Origin of the sequence: Cyanobium sp. BA5m-10 (genome assembly GCF_024346255.1) — a bacterium.
In the GTDB taxonomy this organism is placed as follows: domain Bacteria; phylum Cyanobacteriota; class Cyanobacteriia; order PCC-6307; family Cyanobiaceae; genus Cyanobium_A; species Cyanobium_A usitatum.
The window spans coordinates 1-14,842 of sequence record NZ_JAGQCP010000054.1 but is presented as its reverse complement, the minus strand read 5'-3'; the positions used below and the strand labels follow the sequence as shown (position 1 = coordinate 14,842).

Here is a 14,842-nt window from a genome sequence, read left to right as displayed (position 1 = left end):
GGTTGCGTCCCTTGGAGTGGTGTAAATCCCGAGGCCTGTGATCTGATCGGAGATCAGTGATCAGGCAGCTGCAGCAATTGCAGCTGTTGGTTGATCTTGGAGCTGATCGCTGGTCTTGTCCAGCTTGGCCATCGACAGTTCCGAGAAGACACGGCGTCCATCAAGCTGCCACTCCTCCTGCTGCTCCAGCAGCAGCGCTCCCACCAGGCGGGTGATCGCGGCGTCGTTGGGGAAGATGCCGACGACGCGGGTGCGGCGTTTGATCTCCTTGTTGAGTCGCTCCAGCGGGTTGGTGCTCCAGATCTTGCGCCAGTGCTCAGGTGGGAAGCTGCGGAAGGCGAGGACGTCCTCCCTGGCCTGCTCCATCAGGGCCGCAGCGGCCGGGAAGTTCTCGGTGAGCATCGTGATCACCTGATCCCACTGCTGCTCCACGGCCTGGGCATCGGCCTGCACGAACACCGAGCGCAGGGCGGCGGCCACCATGTCCTGGCTGCCTTTCGGCACCTTGGCCAGCAGGTTGCGGGCAAAGTGCACGCGGCAGCGCTGCCAGCTGCAGCCCTGGCAGCAGCGCGCAATGGCCTTCTTGAGGCCGGCGTGGGCGTCGCTTATCACCACCTGCACGCCCGAGAGGCCCCGTTCCCGCAGGCGCCGCAGGAAGGCGGTCCAGAAGGTCTCGTCCTCGCTGTCGCCCACCTCGATGCCGAGCACCTCCCGCTGGCCCGTGGCGGTGATGCCGACCGCCACGATCACGGCCCTGGAGATCACCTGCTTGCGGGCCTGGTCACGCCCGTGCAGGTACGTCGCATCGAGGTACAGGTACGGGTACCGGCTGAACTCCAGGGGCCGGTTCAGGAAGGCCTGCACCTGGGTGTCGAGGCCCTGGCAGATGCGGCTCACCTCCGATTTGGAGATGCCGCTCTCACAGCCCAGCGCCACCACCAGCTCGTCCACTTTGCGGGTAGAGACGCCGGAGACATAGGCCTCCATCACCACCGCCCATAGGGCCCGGTCCACCCGACGGCGGGGCTCCAGCAGCGAGGGGAAGAAGCTGCCCGTGCGGAAGCGTGGGATGCGCAGCTGGATGTCACCGGCCGGAGTAGCCAGCAGGCGATCACGGTTGCCGTTGCGGTGGCCCCGGCGCTGGTCAGTGCGCTGGTGACGATCGGCACCAAGGGCAGCAGCGGCCTCGGCCTCGATCAGGGCCTGCAGCCCCTGGCGCACCAGTTCGGGGATCAGCTCGCCGGCGGTGCCGCTGCCAAGCAGCTGCGCCAGTTTCGTGGCGGCAGAATCGGAGATGGGCATGGTCTGGTCTCGGGAAGGTGGTAGTGCTCCGACCAGAGTCACAGACCAGCCCACCCATTCCCCCGCAAGGGCTCTGAGCAACGGACCGTCAGCACCGGCTACGCCGGTGCTGAGCCCAGGGATTTACACCACTCGGAGGGACGCCCCCGTCAGGGGATTCCACCGCTCCCGCCTGCTCGGGTTCCATTGCCCCTTCTGCCCGCTTGTCAGCTGGAAGTAGAGCAGCGGGCTGCCTGCTCCAGCCGCTCGCTCCCGCTCGGGCATTCCGCAAAGGCCCATGCCCGCTGCCGCACCACTAGGTGCGCTGAGCAAAAGCTTCCATTCAGCACCTCAGCTGGGTGGAGGGGTGCCATCGGCTCTGCAAAACCGCTCTCCAGTTTTCCCCGCTTCTCGGGGTGTCAGGTGCACGTTCTTTGCATCACAGCGATGTTCTCGCTCTCCACCACCATGCAGTCCCTCATTGATGCATGGGAAGAAGCACAAGCTTCCGGTCAATGGCAGGAGCCACAGCCCGAGCCCGCCTATCCAGCCGCCTGGTGGCTAATCCAGCTGGAAGAAGAGCCCCAAGAGCTTGAGCCTCCCCTGCGCTGGTCCGTCTAGCCGGCCAGCCGGCGGTCTTGGAGGCCGCCGGTTAATCCATTGGCATCCAACAAAAAAACCCAAGGCAATACCTAGGGGTCAGAAAATAAAAGGTCTGCAGAAGCTCAGAAGCAGAAGGGCAGGAACTGGGTACGGCAGGCGGCATAGCCATCCACTAGGGCGCCTAGGCCAATTTGATGGGCAATACCAAAGCCGGTGAGGCCTTCCACCACGATGCCGGTGACGATGCCAACCATGGCTGCGCGGCCGTTAAACAGTTCAACTTGCTTGAGCTGCTCCATGAGGGTCAGCTGTTCCGCGCTGTTATCAAGCGCTGGGTCGTTAGAAGGAGTGTTGGTCATGGCTTGTGGTGGCGGAGCAACTTATTGGAAGATGAATAAACGAGAGCTGCAAGCTCAATCGGCAAGATCTGGCTGGTTGAGAGCACCAACAATCCAGGCACCGATAAGAACGATGGTGATTGCGGAAATCATCCAACCCTCTTGGCTAGATCAGTCGGACGACTCAGCACGTAGATGGTCATTGCAGAGAGCACGGCAGTGATCAGAGCAACGACTGAAATTGCAACGGTGTAGTCAGTTTCCATGACGCTCAACCCAAACCAATTTGGGAAAGGATGCCCTGACCTGTCAGGAGCTCGGTGCCAAGACCGATCACAAAGCCGAGCATGGCCATACGGCCGTTCCAGGTCTCAGCGAAAGCAACGAAACCAAAGCGGGTGGTGGAATCAGCCATGTGTGTTACGGATTGTTACTGCCAATGTAACAGGGTGTGAATGGTTGTGGCAAGGGGGTGAGGGTTGTGCACCTGACCTGGCTTCCTTGAAGGGCCGCCGGACCTGCGTCCCCCGCCTCAGAAAGGGGACAAGCGGTTACGACTGAGCTGAATCCTGAGGTGCAAGGGGATCTGGAAGCCCCTGGGTGATCGCCAGGGCTCGTTTGTAGATGGCACTTGAGGTTGCCCCTGCCGCCTCCATGGCGATCCACATGTTCTGCCAGTAATCCAGTGTTTTGGCTTGGGTCATTGGAGCTGATGGGGCGTCAGGCGCAAACCGCGGCCCTGCCGCGGCGGCGGCCCAGCGGTTCGATCCATTCGTTGAGCACAAGCTTGTGCTGGACAAGACGACTCGGCAGGCGGCAGCCGAGGTTGATCTGTCCCTCATCTACTAAGCGCCCCAGCCGTAGCGCCAGGGCTTCCTCGTGGCGGGCAAAGGCGCCTTGATGGGAGGCAACCCAGGAGATCTCATGCTCCGTGATCACACCACTAGAGATGGACTCTAGAAAGACTTCCCCGACTGTCATGAGAGCCATGTAACAACTTCGTTACATGCTGTCGCGCCCGGCTTCGCTGTGTGGCTCGAGCGGGCTCGGGGGACTGGCTGGGGCAGGCGACTGGCTAGAGCACGCCAGTCCTTGCAGAAGCGTTTGGGCTTAGTAATTGGAGGCTTGATCGACCTCTTGCGGCTCCGCTGTGTTGTGGTGCTCCATCCAGGCGTTTTGCAGGTCAGATCTGGTGAGCCGATAGCCCAGCTGGCGGGCGGTGCGCAGGAGCTCCTGGCGACTACGGCACTGGCTGAGGGTCTGCTGGAGCGCCGGGCTGCTTTCTGCATCAGCCACCAACCGCTCCAGATCAGACCAGCTCATCTACTCAAAACAGAGATGAGCTCAAGCTCGCGTGAACTGGTGCCTACTGCCAGGTTCCCCCTGTGGCACATTGCGGTGCATTGATGCCTTGGTGCAGCGTTGCGATCGCTGGACCGATCTGCGGAGAGCACAACAAGCCAGTAGTAAGGCCTCAGCTCATGGCCTTGAGGGCTGCCACCTCTGCTTTGAGACCCAGCAGCTCATCTAAAAGCGCGCTCACGAGCTTGTCGATATAGCCCTTATTGGTCAGGTCACTGGCCGCAACCGGCAGGCTAGCTGCTGCAGGACAAGAGCCAAAGGTCACCTGGCCGCTGCTGTTCTCAATTCGCCAGGCCGATCTAGCTGACGGCAGCTGGCAGCGAAAGAAGGTCCCGTCGTAGTACAGGTAAACGTCGCGGCCATTGAAGGTTGAAACGCCGCCGCTATTGGCAAAGCGCAGCGGGCCGTTCATCACATCGCCAGCCTTATTGACGTAGGTGGTTGCCATCGCAGCACTGAGCACGCCATCGGCCGTCATGCTCAGCCCAGCACCCACCTTGATGCCGCCCAACACCTTCGCCGTCGCTATGGGCAGGACGTAAAGGGAGGAGGGCACAAACACCTTGGCGTCAGTGCCCAACCTGGCGCTGTTGCCGGCATCAGCCGACACAGCGCTCGGGCCAGCAGGGCCCTGCAGGTTGGCAGCAAGCGACCAGGCCACCGCTCAGCTCAGGGTGTACACATTGCCGCTGTCCTTATCCAGGTACAAATCACCTGGAATAGAGCCAGGGATATCTTCTGCAGGAGCGCCGCTGCCGTTGAACCAGCCCGTACCGCGCGTGCCCTGCACGCCGGCTGGTCCTTCCACGCCTTGAGCTCCAGCAGGACCCACTTCTCCTTGAATACCAGCAACGCCAGCAGGGCCCTCAATTCCCTGTGGTCCCTGGATCGAGCCACCATTCACCCAGCTGCTGCTGGCGAGGTCCCACACCCGAAAGGAGTCATCGGCCTGAACGATGTAGGCATCGCCCTGGGCTGCATCAGCTGGCAGCTCCGTTTCTGTTGCCACCTGGCCCTTAAAGGTGATGCCCAAACCCGCAGCACCCTGGATGCCCTGCTGGCCTTGAACACCATCAGGGCCAATTGGACCCTGGATACCGGCTTCTCCTTGTGGTCCTTGGACGCCTTGGGCGCCATCAGCGCCAGCAAGGCCCTGCACCCCTTGGGCGCCCTGAATGCCTTGCTCACCCTGCGGACCTTTAAGAGAGCCGCCTGCTACCCAAGCCATGGTCAAGCGGGCCAGCAGCCCGGTGTGTCAACAGCAGCTATTGCCGTATCTCACCGCTAGCCGCTGGGAGAGCTAGCCGCAGCCGCGTTCAGCAAAGCCGCAACTGCGTTCAGCAAGCTGACTGGACTAGAGCGACCCGTAGGGGATCTTGCGCATGGCGCGCACGGGCGAAATAAACACCTTGGGCATCCAAGAGAACAAACCACTATCCATACTCAACACATAGCAATCGCGCGTATCCCTCTCTGATGATGTCCAGTGAATAAGTGGTATAAATGCTTCCGCGCCGCCCCACTGAAAGGCAGGGTTTAAGCACTGGGCTGGCACGTATGGGGGGAATAGGTAGTCACGCCTTGGCACTGCATATGGGTTGATCCCATCTCCATAGGCTGGATCAGCCACGTTCGGCGTAGCGGTTGGCTTGAGATGGAAGTAGGCAATCTCCAGCTCGTAGTGCGCTGGCATGTACCAGTCGTCGTAGCCGTTGATATTTAATGCCGCGCACCACTGGGCAGCAGGGTGAACACCATTTTGGATCATCCACTCGGTGTTCGCCCAGCCGTCATGCCTGCTGCCGCAACCACCGCTTGGCCCATAGTCCCTATAGGTCGGGTTATAAGCCTGCGGATACACCTCGGGCGTGCCGGTATTAGAGCCGCCGGTAGCACCCGCATCACGCGGCGCGACGATTAGGTAATGGGTGGGATTGCCATCTGCCGTATGGCTAATCAAGCCAGCAAAGTAGCCGCCGCCAATCGGTGCGCCCACCTCTGGAATAACAGGAGCAAGCGGCTCAATGCCAAGCGGCACCCAAGTCCCCTGATTTGCCATATAGGCATGGGGAACGCCAGAACGCACCTGGAAATCACTTGTAGCTGCAGGGCCTTGTGGCCCCGCTGCACCAGTAGGCCCCATGACGCCTTGCACTCCTGCTGGACCGGGATTTCCTGCAAGGCCTTGCGGTCCCTGGGGACCCTTAGCGCCTTGGCTGCCTTGGACGCCGGGCGCTCCTTGAGGGCCCTGGGGACCTTGAGGGCCAAGGGGCCCTTGATCTCCTTGCGGGCCAGCAGGGCCGGCAGCACCAGGCTCGCCTACTGCCCCTGCTGCCCCAGGTGCTCCAGCAGGGCCTGGTGCTCCTGCCGCTCCTTGTGCGCCAGCAGCACCAGCTGGGCCGGCAAGGTTGAGCGCTTCTAGCCAGCTCATTGACCCGCGCCAGAGGTGGTGTCGTCTTGGCTTATGGCTGAATCAAGGGAGCGGGCCTCAAGGTTTGGATCCAGCTCAGCCATGGCAGTAGCGGGCGCAGAAGCCACTGCCAAAACAGCAAGGTTTCCCCAGCGACCTTCTGCTGCTAGGTAGTACTGCGGGACACCTGCATCAACGCGGAACTCGGTATTACAGGCAGCGCCAGCTGGTCCTGCTTCTCCAGTAAGGCCAGGCTCGCCAGGAGGTCCAGCTACGCCAGGGGGCCCATCAAGGCCGGCGGGACCAGCTTCTCCAGGGGGGCCATCTATGCCAGTAGGACCACCGCTCTGGCGGCACCAGTGACCCAGAGCGAGGAAAAGATCGAACTCTTCTGGGTGGCCAGTGATTGCAGCAAGGCATAGGCCTGGCCGGCGCACAGCGAAATCTCGCTGTCGCTGCGGCCCGCACCCCGATTCTGGGTCGGCACCAGCGCGTCGCGGTGCATCGTTTCATCCAGCAGCGTCAGATAGGCCCGGTGCTCGGCCAGCGACTGGGCCCGGATCTCCTTCCACTGGAAATCGGCCCCTTCCGGCAGGTCCATAAAGGTGCTGGTCGAGAGAGTTAGCTGTTCGGGCTGACGGCCGGCACCGTCTTCATCGCGCTGGTAGCCGAACTGGTCCACCAGGCCGGTTCGTACCCCCACGGGCAGGGCGCAGCGGGAGAGGAGGTCTTCGTAGTCGCTTTTGAGGCGGTAATGTTTGAGGTACTGGTTGGCCAGGCCCAGGTGGGGCAGGTCTCCCTCGCCAAAGGCCGCGCCATCGGCGGCGTACCAAACCGCCGGCAGCAGCTGCTGACCTGGGAGCACCAACGGCCGGCCGATCCGTTGGGCCCGGTAGCCGGCGGGTTCGATACTGCTGGCCACAGCCCGGTAGGAACTGAATTGCAGGCCAGCCGGTTGCAGCAGGGCCTCCCGGTAGATCCACCGCTCCGGGTCATCGGGTTGCTCTAAAGGGGCGCCCGGACCCAGCAGGTGAACGACCACCCCGCCAGCCTGCTGGGGGTCGAGTCCCTGGGCTTGGGCTTTGGCTTGGGCCTGGCCCTGACTGCACCGCTCCCGCCAGCGGATCCGTTGCGGCAGGCCATCGCCATTGGCCAGCTGCCAATCCAAGCAATCCCGCCGGGGCACCAACGCCAGCCTGGGCAAGGACAGCCGATCACCCCGCCGGATCGCCTCTTGGCGGTGGCCTTCTGACGGCCAGCGGTGCTCCGGCGGCAAAACCAGCACCAAGGCCCCGCCATCGCGCAGCACCAGCAGGTCGGCGAGGAACAGAAAGACGCCCAGGTCTGTCCCCAGGCCATCCACATCGCTGAGCACCCCCACCAGGGAACCCGGGAGGTCCCGCCACTGCACCGAGGCCAACATCCCGGCGTAGGTGCGAAGGGCATCGCGGAAAAAGCCGCTGGGCCGGGCATTGGCTAGCTGCTGTCGGTAGGCGGCCTCGGGCTCCTTGCTGCCCTGGGGCAGGTACAGGCCCCGGCGCGACTGACCTCCGGTGCCATCGAGCAGGTTCCAGCAGTCAGCCACCAGCAGCAGCCGGTCCTGCAGTGCCACCAAGGTCGGGTGGGGCTGCCAGGGGGCAGGGGACCTCCTGCGCCTTGGGCACGCTGTTTGGCCGCCTGGGCCTGGAGCTCCTCAGGAGTCAGCGTCTGCCAGCGGTTGCGGCGGCGGGGGCGGCTCGGGTTGCTGCGCGGCAACGGGCTGGGGTGGCTGGGGGCTATTGCCAGGGGGGGTGACAGGCAATAGGCGATTAGGCGATCAGGGCCAAGGGATCTGCTAGTCGTAAGTCGCGTCAAATAGTTCAAGGCTCATAGCCATAAGCCTTTTACGAAAGGCGGGCGTCTAGCGCACGACAAAGCAGAGCCAAGCAAGGGCACTAGCAGGGAATACAGATATACAGTCACTCGCTACAAGGGAATCGAGAAGCAGGAAGAGTGGTCGGATGAGTCAATTAAGTTTCGTATGGCCATGCGGCCAGGCATACGCCGAGCTCCACCAGATACGCAGGAGGGCAGGCTGCAGGAATTGGTGGAAGCAGCAAAGGCACATATCCATGCCGATTAGTGAATCCCTTTCGGGTAATCAAACAGCAGTAGGCCTTTCAGAAAAAAATCGGCAGAGGGGGCTGGCCCTAAATTGCCATAAGACCAATGTCCCTTCTGCGCAGACCAGCATGTTCATATCGCGTCGCCAACTCCTCCTAACAAGCCATAAAGGGATGGCGTACCTTCCAAACAATAATCAGGGCAAGAAACAGGGCAAATTCATCCACAAATTAGTAATAATCGACCAACTTGTGTACAGAAATCGGTAGATTTGTTCAATTCAAATTTTAGGACCCTAGGGTTGCACGAATCGTTGTCGTTGCGAAGAGATTCCCCAAAAGGCAGTGCTAGAAAGATCCCTTACTCCCGCTTGTTGCAGATACTGGTAATCCATAAACTATCTTCCATTGCCTTTTAGCATTGTAAATCCTACTCTGACCATCAATTTTATATGTCAATCTCTCAAATCTATTTCCAACAAGCTCTGGGGTTGTAGCGTACCATTGTCCTATAACAACGCCTAAGCCCTCTAACTGCCCGCAGCGATAAGTCCCAATCGCCCTTTCTTTGTTATTAAAGTATTCAAACTGCAACATCCCATTGCCATATTGATTCCTAAAATCAATTTGACGACCTTCCCTATCCTGCATGCCCTGAATGCATATCCTATTCCTCTCACATTGTTCTATATAAACTTTCCCATTCCAGGGCGTTGTGCATGTAGGAGCCTCTCCTGGTACAGCAAGGCAATTAATTGCAGGTTCCTTATCTTTGAGCAAAGCCCTAAGATCTGGATCATTAATACCAGTTACATCAACTATGGCAAATTCAAAGGATTCTTTCGTGACCGGGTAGTAGCACATTTCTTGGGATTGCGCACTAGCCCCTATAGCAAAAACGCCATAAACTGCAAAATTTTTAATGTACTTAGATAGCTTTTGGCCAATAGCAATTGCTGGTGAATCGAATAGCTTCATAGCCCTTGAGGTGTGAGCTGAAGACCTGCGCTTACAGCTTAGAGGAAAAAAGTATAGCACTTGCCCATGCTAGATAATTCGTTAATATCAAGTGGGCAAGGCCATTGCCGTATTGCTTCACCACTAAATATCAGGCAGGGCGCAGGCGTAAGTGGTATATTCTGTTTCCACAATGGAGGTAAAACCAATTTTCATAGGTGCTAATTCCTTATCATGAATGAACTGATGCGGATTTCAGCTAACTCGTACGACGTTGTAAATTTAAAACATTTTTCTTCAGCTTTTGGGATAATTGCTGGTAGCTCTAGAGGTGCCTTCACAGTGTAAATTGGCATGTCAGCTCTTTAATCCCATTAATTTGCAATATATCGCTGCAGATAAGTTCAAAGTTATTCGCATTTTTTTAAGGCCATCACAGCGAGCAAGATTCATGTGAGTTAAGCAGCTCTAATTATCATCACTAGCAATGAGCGACATGCCCAGCATCAAGATTCAGAAGTCAGGAACTAATCTTTCCATAGTTACCAGGGCTCAATCTAACTTCTCAGTCTTGGCGTTACTCAATTAACGCTCTATGAACACCAACGCCCTAACGGAAAACGGCCGCGACGAGATAAAGGATTACAACAAAATGGCTAACCTCCTTGCATGTGTTATGCTTTACCTTTATTTGATGGGCCTTTCTGTAATGAGAAAAGCTGGACGTCGTTCATTGTTTGTCATTGGGTTGATAAGCATGTTTAACTTATCTGCCCTTGCTCAGTATGATGATACGCCGGGTGTTGTTTATTCAAACTGGGCCGTTGGTCAAATCTGCAGAATGACCGGTGGAGGGGCATCCATTGCACAATCGTTTGGCCTAGTTCCCATGATGCTCATGTCAAATAGTAATCCATATTATAATTTAAGGGCTGCTCAGGACTACATGAGATTCAACAATCTCGACGAAAATACAAAAAAATACTACCTCATGAAAATATTTGAGTACACACTCAAGTCATGTCCCAACAATATTGCAAGATCGGAGTTCAATGAACTCAAGGCTCTGACAAGTTATTACAATAAGTACAAGAAAATATGTGCTGAATTCGATGGGTCTAAAACAAAGTGCCTAAAAGAGGCGTAAGTTCTTTAATGCGTCTGCGCAAAAGCATTTCGTGAGACTTCCGGATGTGGAAAGCTCAGGCTTGGGATAGAGTCTCACCCTGGTTATCGAAGAGCAATTGGGATTTCCCGAGGTATCTTATAACCATAAGCCATGGATGTATTAGAATCCTTTTGTTGACAACTTGACAACATGGTCTTTGCTTCCATACATCTTAACAACTAGTCCTTTGTCAACACTTGCTTCCATTAATGGATTACATTCACAAATATTTACCGAGATAATAGATTAAAGACCTCCAAAATGCATCGTCTTTTTGATAGGCACCTCTAACTCATGTATTCCATATCCTAAGCAAGGATTTACGAAAATTTAGCTTGGAAGGTTTTCGCATGCATTTTCAACACTAAAGTGTCAATGACGACTTTTGATAAAAGCATTAGGCATATCCTTTCCACTAATACATCTTACTGCCCATACGGCATATCCACACACTGCAGGCCTCACAAACCTCCTGCCAGAGCTCGGCCCTAATCACCAGCTACCACGCCACCTCCGCAGCATCTATCACTTGTCGCAGCAGTTTCTGCCCACTGGCATAGACATATCGCCAAGTCGGTGGAACATCGATCAGAAAGCTCTTATTTCACTGAAAATCTCATGCAGCGAGCAGAGCGTGCAGCTATATAGGAAACACGAATCAACTAAACGGCGCCCTGCAGCATCTTCCGCCAATCCTTTGCCACGTACATTGCTGGAGAAGGGCAAGGTCATGCGCACGATCCATGAGCTACTCGGCCACAAGGATGTGAGCACCACCATGATCTACACGCATGTGCTTAACCGCGGTCCGCTCGGGGTACGAAGCACAGCCGACATTCAGTAACCGGCCGACCAGTTAGTTCTTGGACCCGTGAACCATGGCTAGCTTGGTCTAGCGTTCTGGACGACCCGTTGCAGGACAAGGATTTGCAGGACATGGCCCACTGGATGCCTCAGTGTTTCTCGGACGGGAACGGCCGGCAGGCTCTGATTCTCGGAACCGTCCATTAAAGAGTTAGCACTCATGTCAGGCCGCAAATGAAACCGGACATCTCTGAGTTCTCTTACGGATATGCTGTTACAGAGGAACTCGTCTCGAAACACAAAGCGATCGTGGTTGGAGCTCCCACCTTCCCATCGCTGTATGAGGAAGGGAAAAAGGGCGGGGGATACGACGTCAAGATTCCTATTTTGGGGAACCCTGTTTTTCTTCAGTTTAAGCTGAGCGACTACCTCGAGAGAACTAGCGCCAAAGAGCACCAGTCTGGCTTGCTTACTGTTCCATTCCATCGAATGCATATAAGGCCGCTAAAGCACTCATGCCAGCATCAGCTTCTGCTCGACCTCGAAAATTCTGGCGAGATTGTTTTCTACATTGCGCCAGAGTTCCATCGCCCTGTTGAGCTTAACAGCTTCTACCTCTCAAGCTCAGTGATAGCTAACTCGGCCGCCTTTAAGCCTTCCGATATTGGTCCGCTCCCTAGCAAAGACGAGCACTACGTGGTCTTCAAGAAAGCGTCCTCCCATGGCTTTCGTTGCTCAGAAGATCCGAGAAAGGTAGTTCGTACAAGCATTCGTGAAGGGCTTCGGACCGCACTTCAACAGTTGGAGCCACGACCAATTGGTCGCGACGACATCGTTGCACTGTCCAAAAAAATGTTGTCTGCGATAGAGAAAAGATCTGAAATCGATTCGAACTGGGCGGAGATCGTGGATGGCGCCAGCGCTCGCCGCATCGCCGATGAGCGGGATCCTGTCGAGTCCATCGGATACTTGGCACTGAACTTCTTTGGCTGCGAGCTCGTCATCGTCAGATGAGCGCTAACATCCAGATTCAGAAGACGGGAGCGAATGGGACCGCCTATGCCAAAGTATCGGCAGCTTCTGATCTTGATCGCAAGGCTTTTCGTAAATACGAACTACCGTTGTGCTACAGTCCCACAAAAAAATGCGACTCCAAACCACATATCGCATTACCAAGCAGACTGGCTTCTATGACGAGTTGTGCACGCTTATGATCGCTCTGCAAGGAGTTGCCGTTTCCACAGAATACCTGCTCAACAACAAAGCAGAGTACGCCTCCGGCGACTACTTGACTATAGAAGCTAAGCATCTAGTTTCTGAAGTCCGCTTGCCCTTATTTGGACCAATACAAGCTGCGATTAAGAACCTTGAGCAGGATCAGTTCGACCTCACGGTCATTTCCGATAAGCAAGCAGAGCAAAATTTTACGCACGAAATTGCCGGATTTCAAAAGTTTGTCAACGCAATCTTTAAGCCTTTCATCGTGAGCTATCACGAAGCGCACAAGGACGAAATTGAACGTAAATTTCCATCTGGACGCCATACATGGCCTGATGCTTGGCAAATGTCATGGGCCGTGCGCAATGCAGCATCTCACAACGGAACCGTATTTGACAGCCCCAAAAGACAACCAGTTTCATGGCAGGGAATTACTCATTTACCGAGTGACGATTTATCAAGTCCACTCCTAGAAAAAATCAATGGAGGCGACCTTCTGATCCTTCTATTTGAAATGGAAGAGACGCGTACCGGCATTGTGTTGTCGGTCTAGTGACAGCATAAGCGTTAGAGTCTAAAGGCTGCTCAGAGTCTTCTCCAATGCCTGTCCTTCACGCACCAGCCTAATAGTAAGTACAACGCGGACAAAAATGCCTCGCATTTTGCCGGATAACCTTGGCGTTAATCAATCCCCAATTCCTCCACCCCCAACGCCACCACCCGCACACTGCAGGCCCCACAAATCTCCCGCCAGCGCTCCGCCCTAATCCCCAACCTCCCAGGCACCGCCGCAGCATCAACCCCCTGCCGCAGCAGTTTCTGCCCACTGGCATAGAGATCCCGCCAGGTCGGCGGCACCTTGATCGCATAGCCGTGATCGCGCAAATAACGGGTGATCTCGCCGTTGGCAAAGGTGCGCCCGTAGGGCCGGAACTGCCGCCCGCCGCTGCCGTCGAAGCGCAACGCGGCCTTGAGCAGCCCGATCATCGCCAGCTGGCGCAGGTCATCAAAGGGGTGGCTGGTGCGCCTTGCGAAGTTGCCGGCGATCCTGTCGGCCAAATCCCCATGGGCCAGCGCCAGGGCATGGGCGGCGGCATGGGGATGGACTGGCCTTTGGCGCCTTGGCCTCGGTTGAGGCGCTTGTGGATGCTCATGGGGCCTGGGGCATGGCCGGGCAGGCGCTGCGCCGGAACACGCCGTGGAACCGCAGCGAGTGCCGGGGGTATGGCACCGTCCCCTATCGCCCCCGGGCCTTTGACGGACCTGGACATCGGTTTGAAAGGCCAATACCAGCTGGATCGCTTCCATCAGCGGGACAGCAATAAGGGCATCGGCCCCTGCTTCAGGCCCAGGCCGCGCCAGTAGCGCGCCTCCAGCCACAGGGCCCCATGGCCAAAGGCATCCACCAAGTCCTTGCTGCCCTTCGGGAAGCGCGGCAATTCCTCCATCAAGGGAGCGGCCCGGTGGTGAAAGCGCACCTGGCCCGCCTCTAGAAGCGGTGCCACCGCATGGGCCCGTGATTCCTTGCTGCCCCGGGCCGTGATTGGCAGCAGGCCCGGCACCTTGCGCCGCAGCAGCTGCAGCACCGCCGGCCCGTTTGCCGCGTCCTCAATCAGCACCGCATCGGGCTTGAGCCCCTGCTGCTGCAAAGCCGCCAGGGAAGCCAGCAAAAAGCGCACCGTCTCGGGCAGGCCAAAGCGATGGCGGGCCGCCCAGAGCACCTCGATCTCTAGCTCCTTCGGCCGGGTCAACGATTTGGCCTGAGATTGGCCCTGAGAGCGACCAGGTGGGTTGTCTCGGTCTTCCCCCCTGGCGTCTGGGTGCAGCAACCCCATCAGCACAAAGCCGCTATCCAACGACAATCTGGTTGAGGGGTCGCGCCAAACAGGTTGACCGCTCTGGAGGAGTTCAGCTGAATCCGGTTGCCATGCGCAGGGCACCGGGCCATGCCTGCTCCTCTCACCGTTCAACAGATTGCGCTGTACATGTCCAAACGACGAGCCGGCAGCCGCCAGGAGGTGGCTGCGGCGGCGGCGGGCATTTCGGTGAGCAGTGCTCACCGGATTGATTCAGGCCGCCTGCAACCCAAAGCCGCCAAACCCCGTGGTCGGCGGCGACCAGACCCGTTGGCTGAGGTCTGGGATCCGCTGGTACGCCCGCTTCTGGAGCGCCATCCGGCCCTGACACCCACCACCTTGCTCGAGCACCTGCAGGAGCAAAAGCCAGATCAGGACTGGAGTTCGCTCAAGCGCACCCTGCAACGGCGAGTGCAGCACTGGAAGGCCCTGCATGGCCCGGCACCTGAGGTGATGTTCCCGCTGGCGTATCAACCCGGCGAGATCGGCTTCTGTGACTTCACCAAGGTCAAACGAGTGGAGATCACCCTGCGGGGAGAACCGTTTGAGCACCTGCTGTTCCACTACCGCCTGGCCTGGAGCGGTTGGGCTTACGGCCAGGTGATCCATGGCGGTGAGAGCTTTGTCGCACTCTCGGAAGGCCTCCAGAACGCCCTGGCCGCCTGCGGTGGTGTGCCACGGGAGCTGCGCACCGATCGGCTCTCGGCTGCCAGCCGCAACCGCGATGGCAGCTATGCCCTCGA

Annotated in this window: 18 protein-coding genes and 2 pseudogenes; 7 read left to right on the top strand and 13 right to left on the bottom strand. The window is 57.5% G+C overall.

The window, feature by feature from the left end; genetic code table 11:
- Positions 1 to 60: 60 nt before the first annotated feature.
- Positions 61 to 1,302: an IS256 family transposase gene (locus KBY85_RS13740; RefSeq protein ID WP_254962028.1), complete on the bottom strand. Its 1,242-nt coding sequence runs from the start codon at positions 1,300 to 1,302 to the stop codon at positions 61 to 63.
- A gap of 447 nt (positions 1,303 to 1,749) precedes the next feature.
- Between KBY85_RS13740 and KBY85_RS13735 the strand changes: the two genes are divergently transcribed.
- Positions 1,750 to 1,902, top strand: coding sequence for a hypothetical protein (locus KBY85_RS13735; RefSeq protein ID WP_254962027.1), 153 nt, complete (start codon positions 1,750 to 1,752; stop codon positions 1,900 to 1,902).
- Positions 1,903 to 2,006: 104 nt separating this feature from the next.
- Here the strand turns inward: KBY85_RS13735 and KBY85_RS13730 are convergent, their stop codons facing one another.
- The 9 genes from KBY85_RS13730 to KBY85_RS13690 form a co-directional block, all read right to left on the bottom strand.
- Positions 2,007 to 2,243 (bottom strand): chlorophyll a/b-binding protein, encoded by a 237-nt coding sequence (locus KBY85_RS13730; RefSeq protein ID WP_254962026.1) that lies wholly within the window; start codon positions 2,241 to 2,243, stop codon positions 2,007 to 2,009.
- A gap of 250 nt (positions 2,244 to 2,493) precedes the next feature.
- On the bottom strand, positions 2,494 to 2,637 hold the full coding sequence (locus KBY85_RS13725) for a chlorophyll a/b-binding protein (RefSeq protein WP_254962025.1): 144 nt from the start codon (positions 2,635 to 2,637) through the stop codon (positions 2,494 to 2,496).
- 136 nt (positions 2,638 to 2,773) lie between these two features.
- The gene (locus tag KBY85_RS13720; RefSeq protein ID WP_254962024.1) at positions 2,774 to 2,926 is read right to left on the bottom strand and encodes a hypothetical protein; all 153 of its coding nucleotides are present in this window, start codon (positions 2,924 to 2,926) and stop codon (positions 2,774 to 2,776) included.
- 16 nt (positions 2,927 to 2,942) lie between these two features.
- Positions 2,943 to 3,203, bottom strand: coding sequence for a hypothetical protein (locus KBY85_RS13715; protein WP_254936676.1), 261 nt, complete (start codon positions 3,201 to 3,203; stop codon positions 2,943 to 2,945).
- 129 nt (positions 3,204 to 3,332) lie between these two features.
- A complete protein-coding gene (locus KBY85_RS13710; RefSeq protein WP_254962023.1) occupies positions 3,333 to 3,545 on the bottom strand; it encodes a Nif11-like leader peptide family natural product precursor in 213 nt (70 codons plus the stop codon).
- Positions 3,546 to 3,696: 151 nt separating this feature from the next.
- Positions 3,697 to 4,245, bottom strand: coding sequence for a hypothetical protein (locus KBY85_RS13705; RefSeq protein ID WP_254962022.1), 549 nt, complete (start codon positions 4,243 to 4,245; stop codon positions 3,697 to 3,699).
- A 3-nt stretch (positions 4,246 to 4,248) separates the two neighbouring features.
- Entirely contained in the window at positions 4,249 to 4,812 is a 564-nt protein-coding gene (locus KBY85_RS13700) for a hypothetical protein (RefSeq protein ID WP_254962021.1), read from the bottom strand.
- 126 nt (positions 4,813 to 4,938) lie between these two features.
- On the bottom strand, positions 4,939 to 5,670 hold the full coding sequence (locus KBY85_RS13695; protein ID WP_254962020.1) for a hypothetical protein: 732 nt from the start codon (positions 5,668 to 5,670) through the stop codon (positions 4,939 to 4,941).
- 649 nt (positions 5,671 to 6,319) lie between these two features.
- Positions 6,320 to 7,606, bottom strand: a complete 1,287-nt coding sequence (locus KBY85_RS13690; protein ID WP_254962019.1) for a DUF4055 domain-containing protein — start codon at positions 7,604 to 7,606, stop codon at positions 6,320 to 6,322.
- Between the two features lie 44 nt (positions 7,607 to 7,650).
- Between KBY85_RS13690 and KBY85_RS13685 the strand changes: the two genes are divergently transcribed.
- Positions 7,651 to 7,788, top strand: a complete 138-nt coding sequence (locus tag KBY85_RS13685) for a hypothetical protein (RefSeq protein ID WP_254962018.1) — start codon at positions 7,651 to 7,653, stop codon at positions 7,786 to 7,788.
- 656 nt (positions 7,789 to 8,444) lie between these two features.
- Here KBY85_RS13685 and KBY85_RS13680 read toward each other — a convergent pair.
- The gene (locus tag KBY85_RS13680; RefSeq protein ID WP_254962017.1) at positions 8,445 to 9,074 is read right to left on the bottom strand and encodes a hypothetical protein; all 630 of its coding nucleotides are present in this window, start codon (positions 9,072 to 9,074) and stop codon (positions 8,445 to 8,447) included.
- 574 nt (positions 9,075 to 9,648) lie between these two features.
- Between KBY85_RS13680 and KBY85_RS13675 the strand changes: the two genes are divergently transcribed.
- The 4 genes and pseudogenes from KBY85_RS13675 (at position 9,649) to KBY85_RS13660 (ending at position 12,796) form a co-directional block, all read left to right on the top strand.
- Positions 9,649 to 10,200, top strand: coding sequence for a hypothetical protein (locus tag KBY85_RS13675; RefSeq protein WP_254962015.1), 552 nt, complete (start codon positions 9,649 to 9,651; stop codon positions 10,198 to 10,200).
- A gap of 708 nt (positions 10,201 to 10,908) precedes the next feature.
- A pseudogene (locus KBY85_RS13670) lies at positions 10,909 to 11,065 on the top strand (tyrosine-type recombinase/integrase); the annotation flags it as partial.
- Positions 11,066 to 11,259: 194 nt separating this feature from the next.
- Positions 11,260 to 12,039: a hypothetical protein gene (locus tag KBY85_RS13665; protein WP_254962014.1), complete on the top strand. Its 780-nt coding sequence runs from the start codon at positions 11,260 to 11,262 to the stop codon at positions 12,037 to 12,039.
- 196 nt (positions 12,040 to 12,235) lie between these two features.
- Positions 12,236 to 12,796 carry a hypothetical protein gene (locus KBY85_RS13660; protein WP_254962013.1) on the top strand — a complete coding sequence of 187 codons (561 nt, stop codon included), beginning with the start codon at positions 12,236 to 12,238 and terminating at the stop codon, positions 12,794 to 12,796.
- Between the two features lie 128 nt (positions 12,797 to 12,924).
- Here KBY85_RS13660 and KBY85_RS16100 read toward each other — a convergent pair whose 3' ends face one another.
- Positions 12,925 to 13,302 (bottom strand): sigma factor, encoded by a 378-nt coding sequence (locus KBY85_RS16100; protein WP_396121874.1) that lies wholly within the window; start codon positions 13,300 to 13,302, stop codon positions 12,925 to 12,927.
- A 248-nt stretch (positions 13,303 to 13,550) separates the two neighbouring features.
- On the bottom strand, positions 13,551 to 13,994 hold the full coding sequence (locus KBY85_RS13650; protein ID WP_254962011.1) for a hypothetical protein: 444 nt from the start codon (positions 13,992 to 13,994) through the stop codon (positions 13,551 to 13,553).
- 195 nt (positions 13,995 to 14,189) lie between these two features.
- Between KBY85_RS13650 and KBY85_RS13645 the strand changes: the two are divergent.
- A pseudogene (locus tag KBY85_RS13645) lies at positions 14,190 to 14,842 on the top strand (IS21 family transposase); the annotation flags it as partial.

Excerpts from the sequence above, each read along its gene's own strand:
- KBY85_RS13740 (WP_254962028.1), bottom strand. The coding sequence starts at position 1,302 with ATGCCCATCTCCGATTCTGCCGCCACGAAACTGGCGCAGCTGCTTGGC.
- KBY85_RS13675 (WP_254962015.1), top strand. The coding sequence starts at position 9,649 with ATGAACACCAACGCCCTAACGGAAAACGGCCGCGACGAGATAAAGGAT.
- KBY85_RS13715 (WP_254936676.1), bottom strand. The coding sequence starts at position 3,203 with ATGACAGTCGGGGAAGTCTTTCTAGAGTCCATCTCTAGTGGTGTGATC.
- KBY85_RS13665 (WP_254962014.1), top strand. The coding sequence starts at position 11,260 with ATGAAACCGGACATCTCTGAGTTCTCTTACGGATATGCTGTTACAGAG.
- KBY85_RS13725 (WP_254962025.1), bottom strand. The coding sequence starts at position 2,637 with ATGGCTGATTCCACCACCCGCTTTGGTTTCGTTGCTTTCGCTGAGACC.
- KBY85_RS13730 (WP_254962026.1), bottom strand. The coding sequence starts at position 2,243 with ATGACCAACACTCCTTCTAACGACCCAGCGCTTGATAACAGCGCGGAA.
- KBY85_RS13720 (WP_254962024.1), bottom strand. The coding sequence starts at position 2,926 with ATGACCCAAGCCAAAACACTGGATTACTGGCAGAACATGTGGATCGCC.
- KBY85_RS13710 (WP_254962023.1), bottom strand. The coding sequence starts at position 3,545 with ATGAGCTGGTCTGATCTGGAGCGGTTGGTGGCTGATGCAGAAAGCAGC.
- KBY85_RS13700 (WP_254962021.1), bottom strand. The coding sequence starts at position 4,812 with ATGGCTTGGGTAGCAGGCGGCTCTCTTAAAGGTCCGCAGGGTGAGCAA.
- KBY85_RS13680 (WP_254962017.1), bottom strand. The coding sequence starts at position 9,074 with ATGAAGCTATTCGATTCACCAGCAATTGCTATTGGCCAAAAGCTATCT.
- KBY85_RS13660 (WP_254962013.1), top strand. The coding sequence starts at position 12,236 with ATGATCGCTCTGCAAGGAGTTGCCGTTTCCACAGAATACCTGCTCAAC.
- KBY85_RS13735 (WP_254962027.1), top strand. The coding sequence starts at position 1,750 with ATGCAGTCCCTCATTGATGCATGGGAAGAAGCACAAGCTTCCGGTCAA.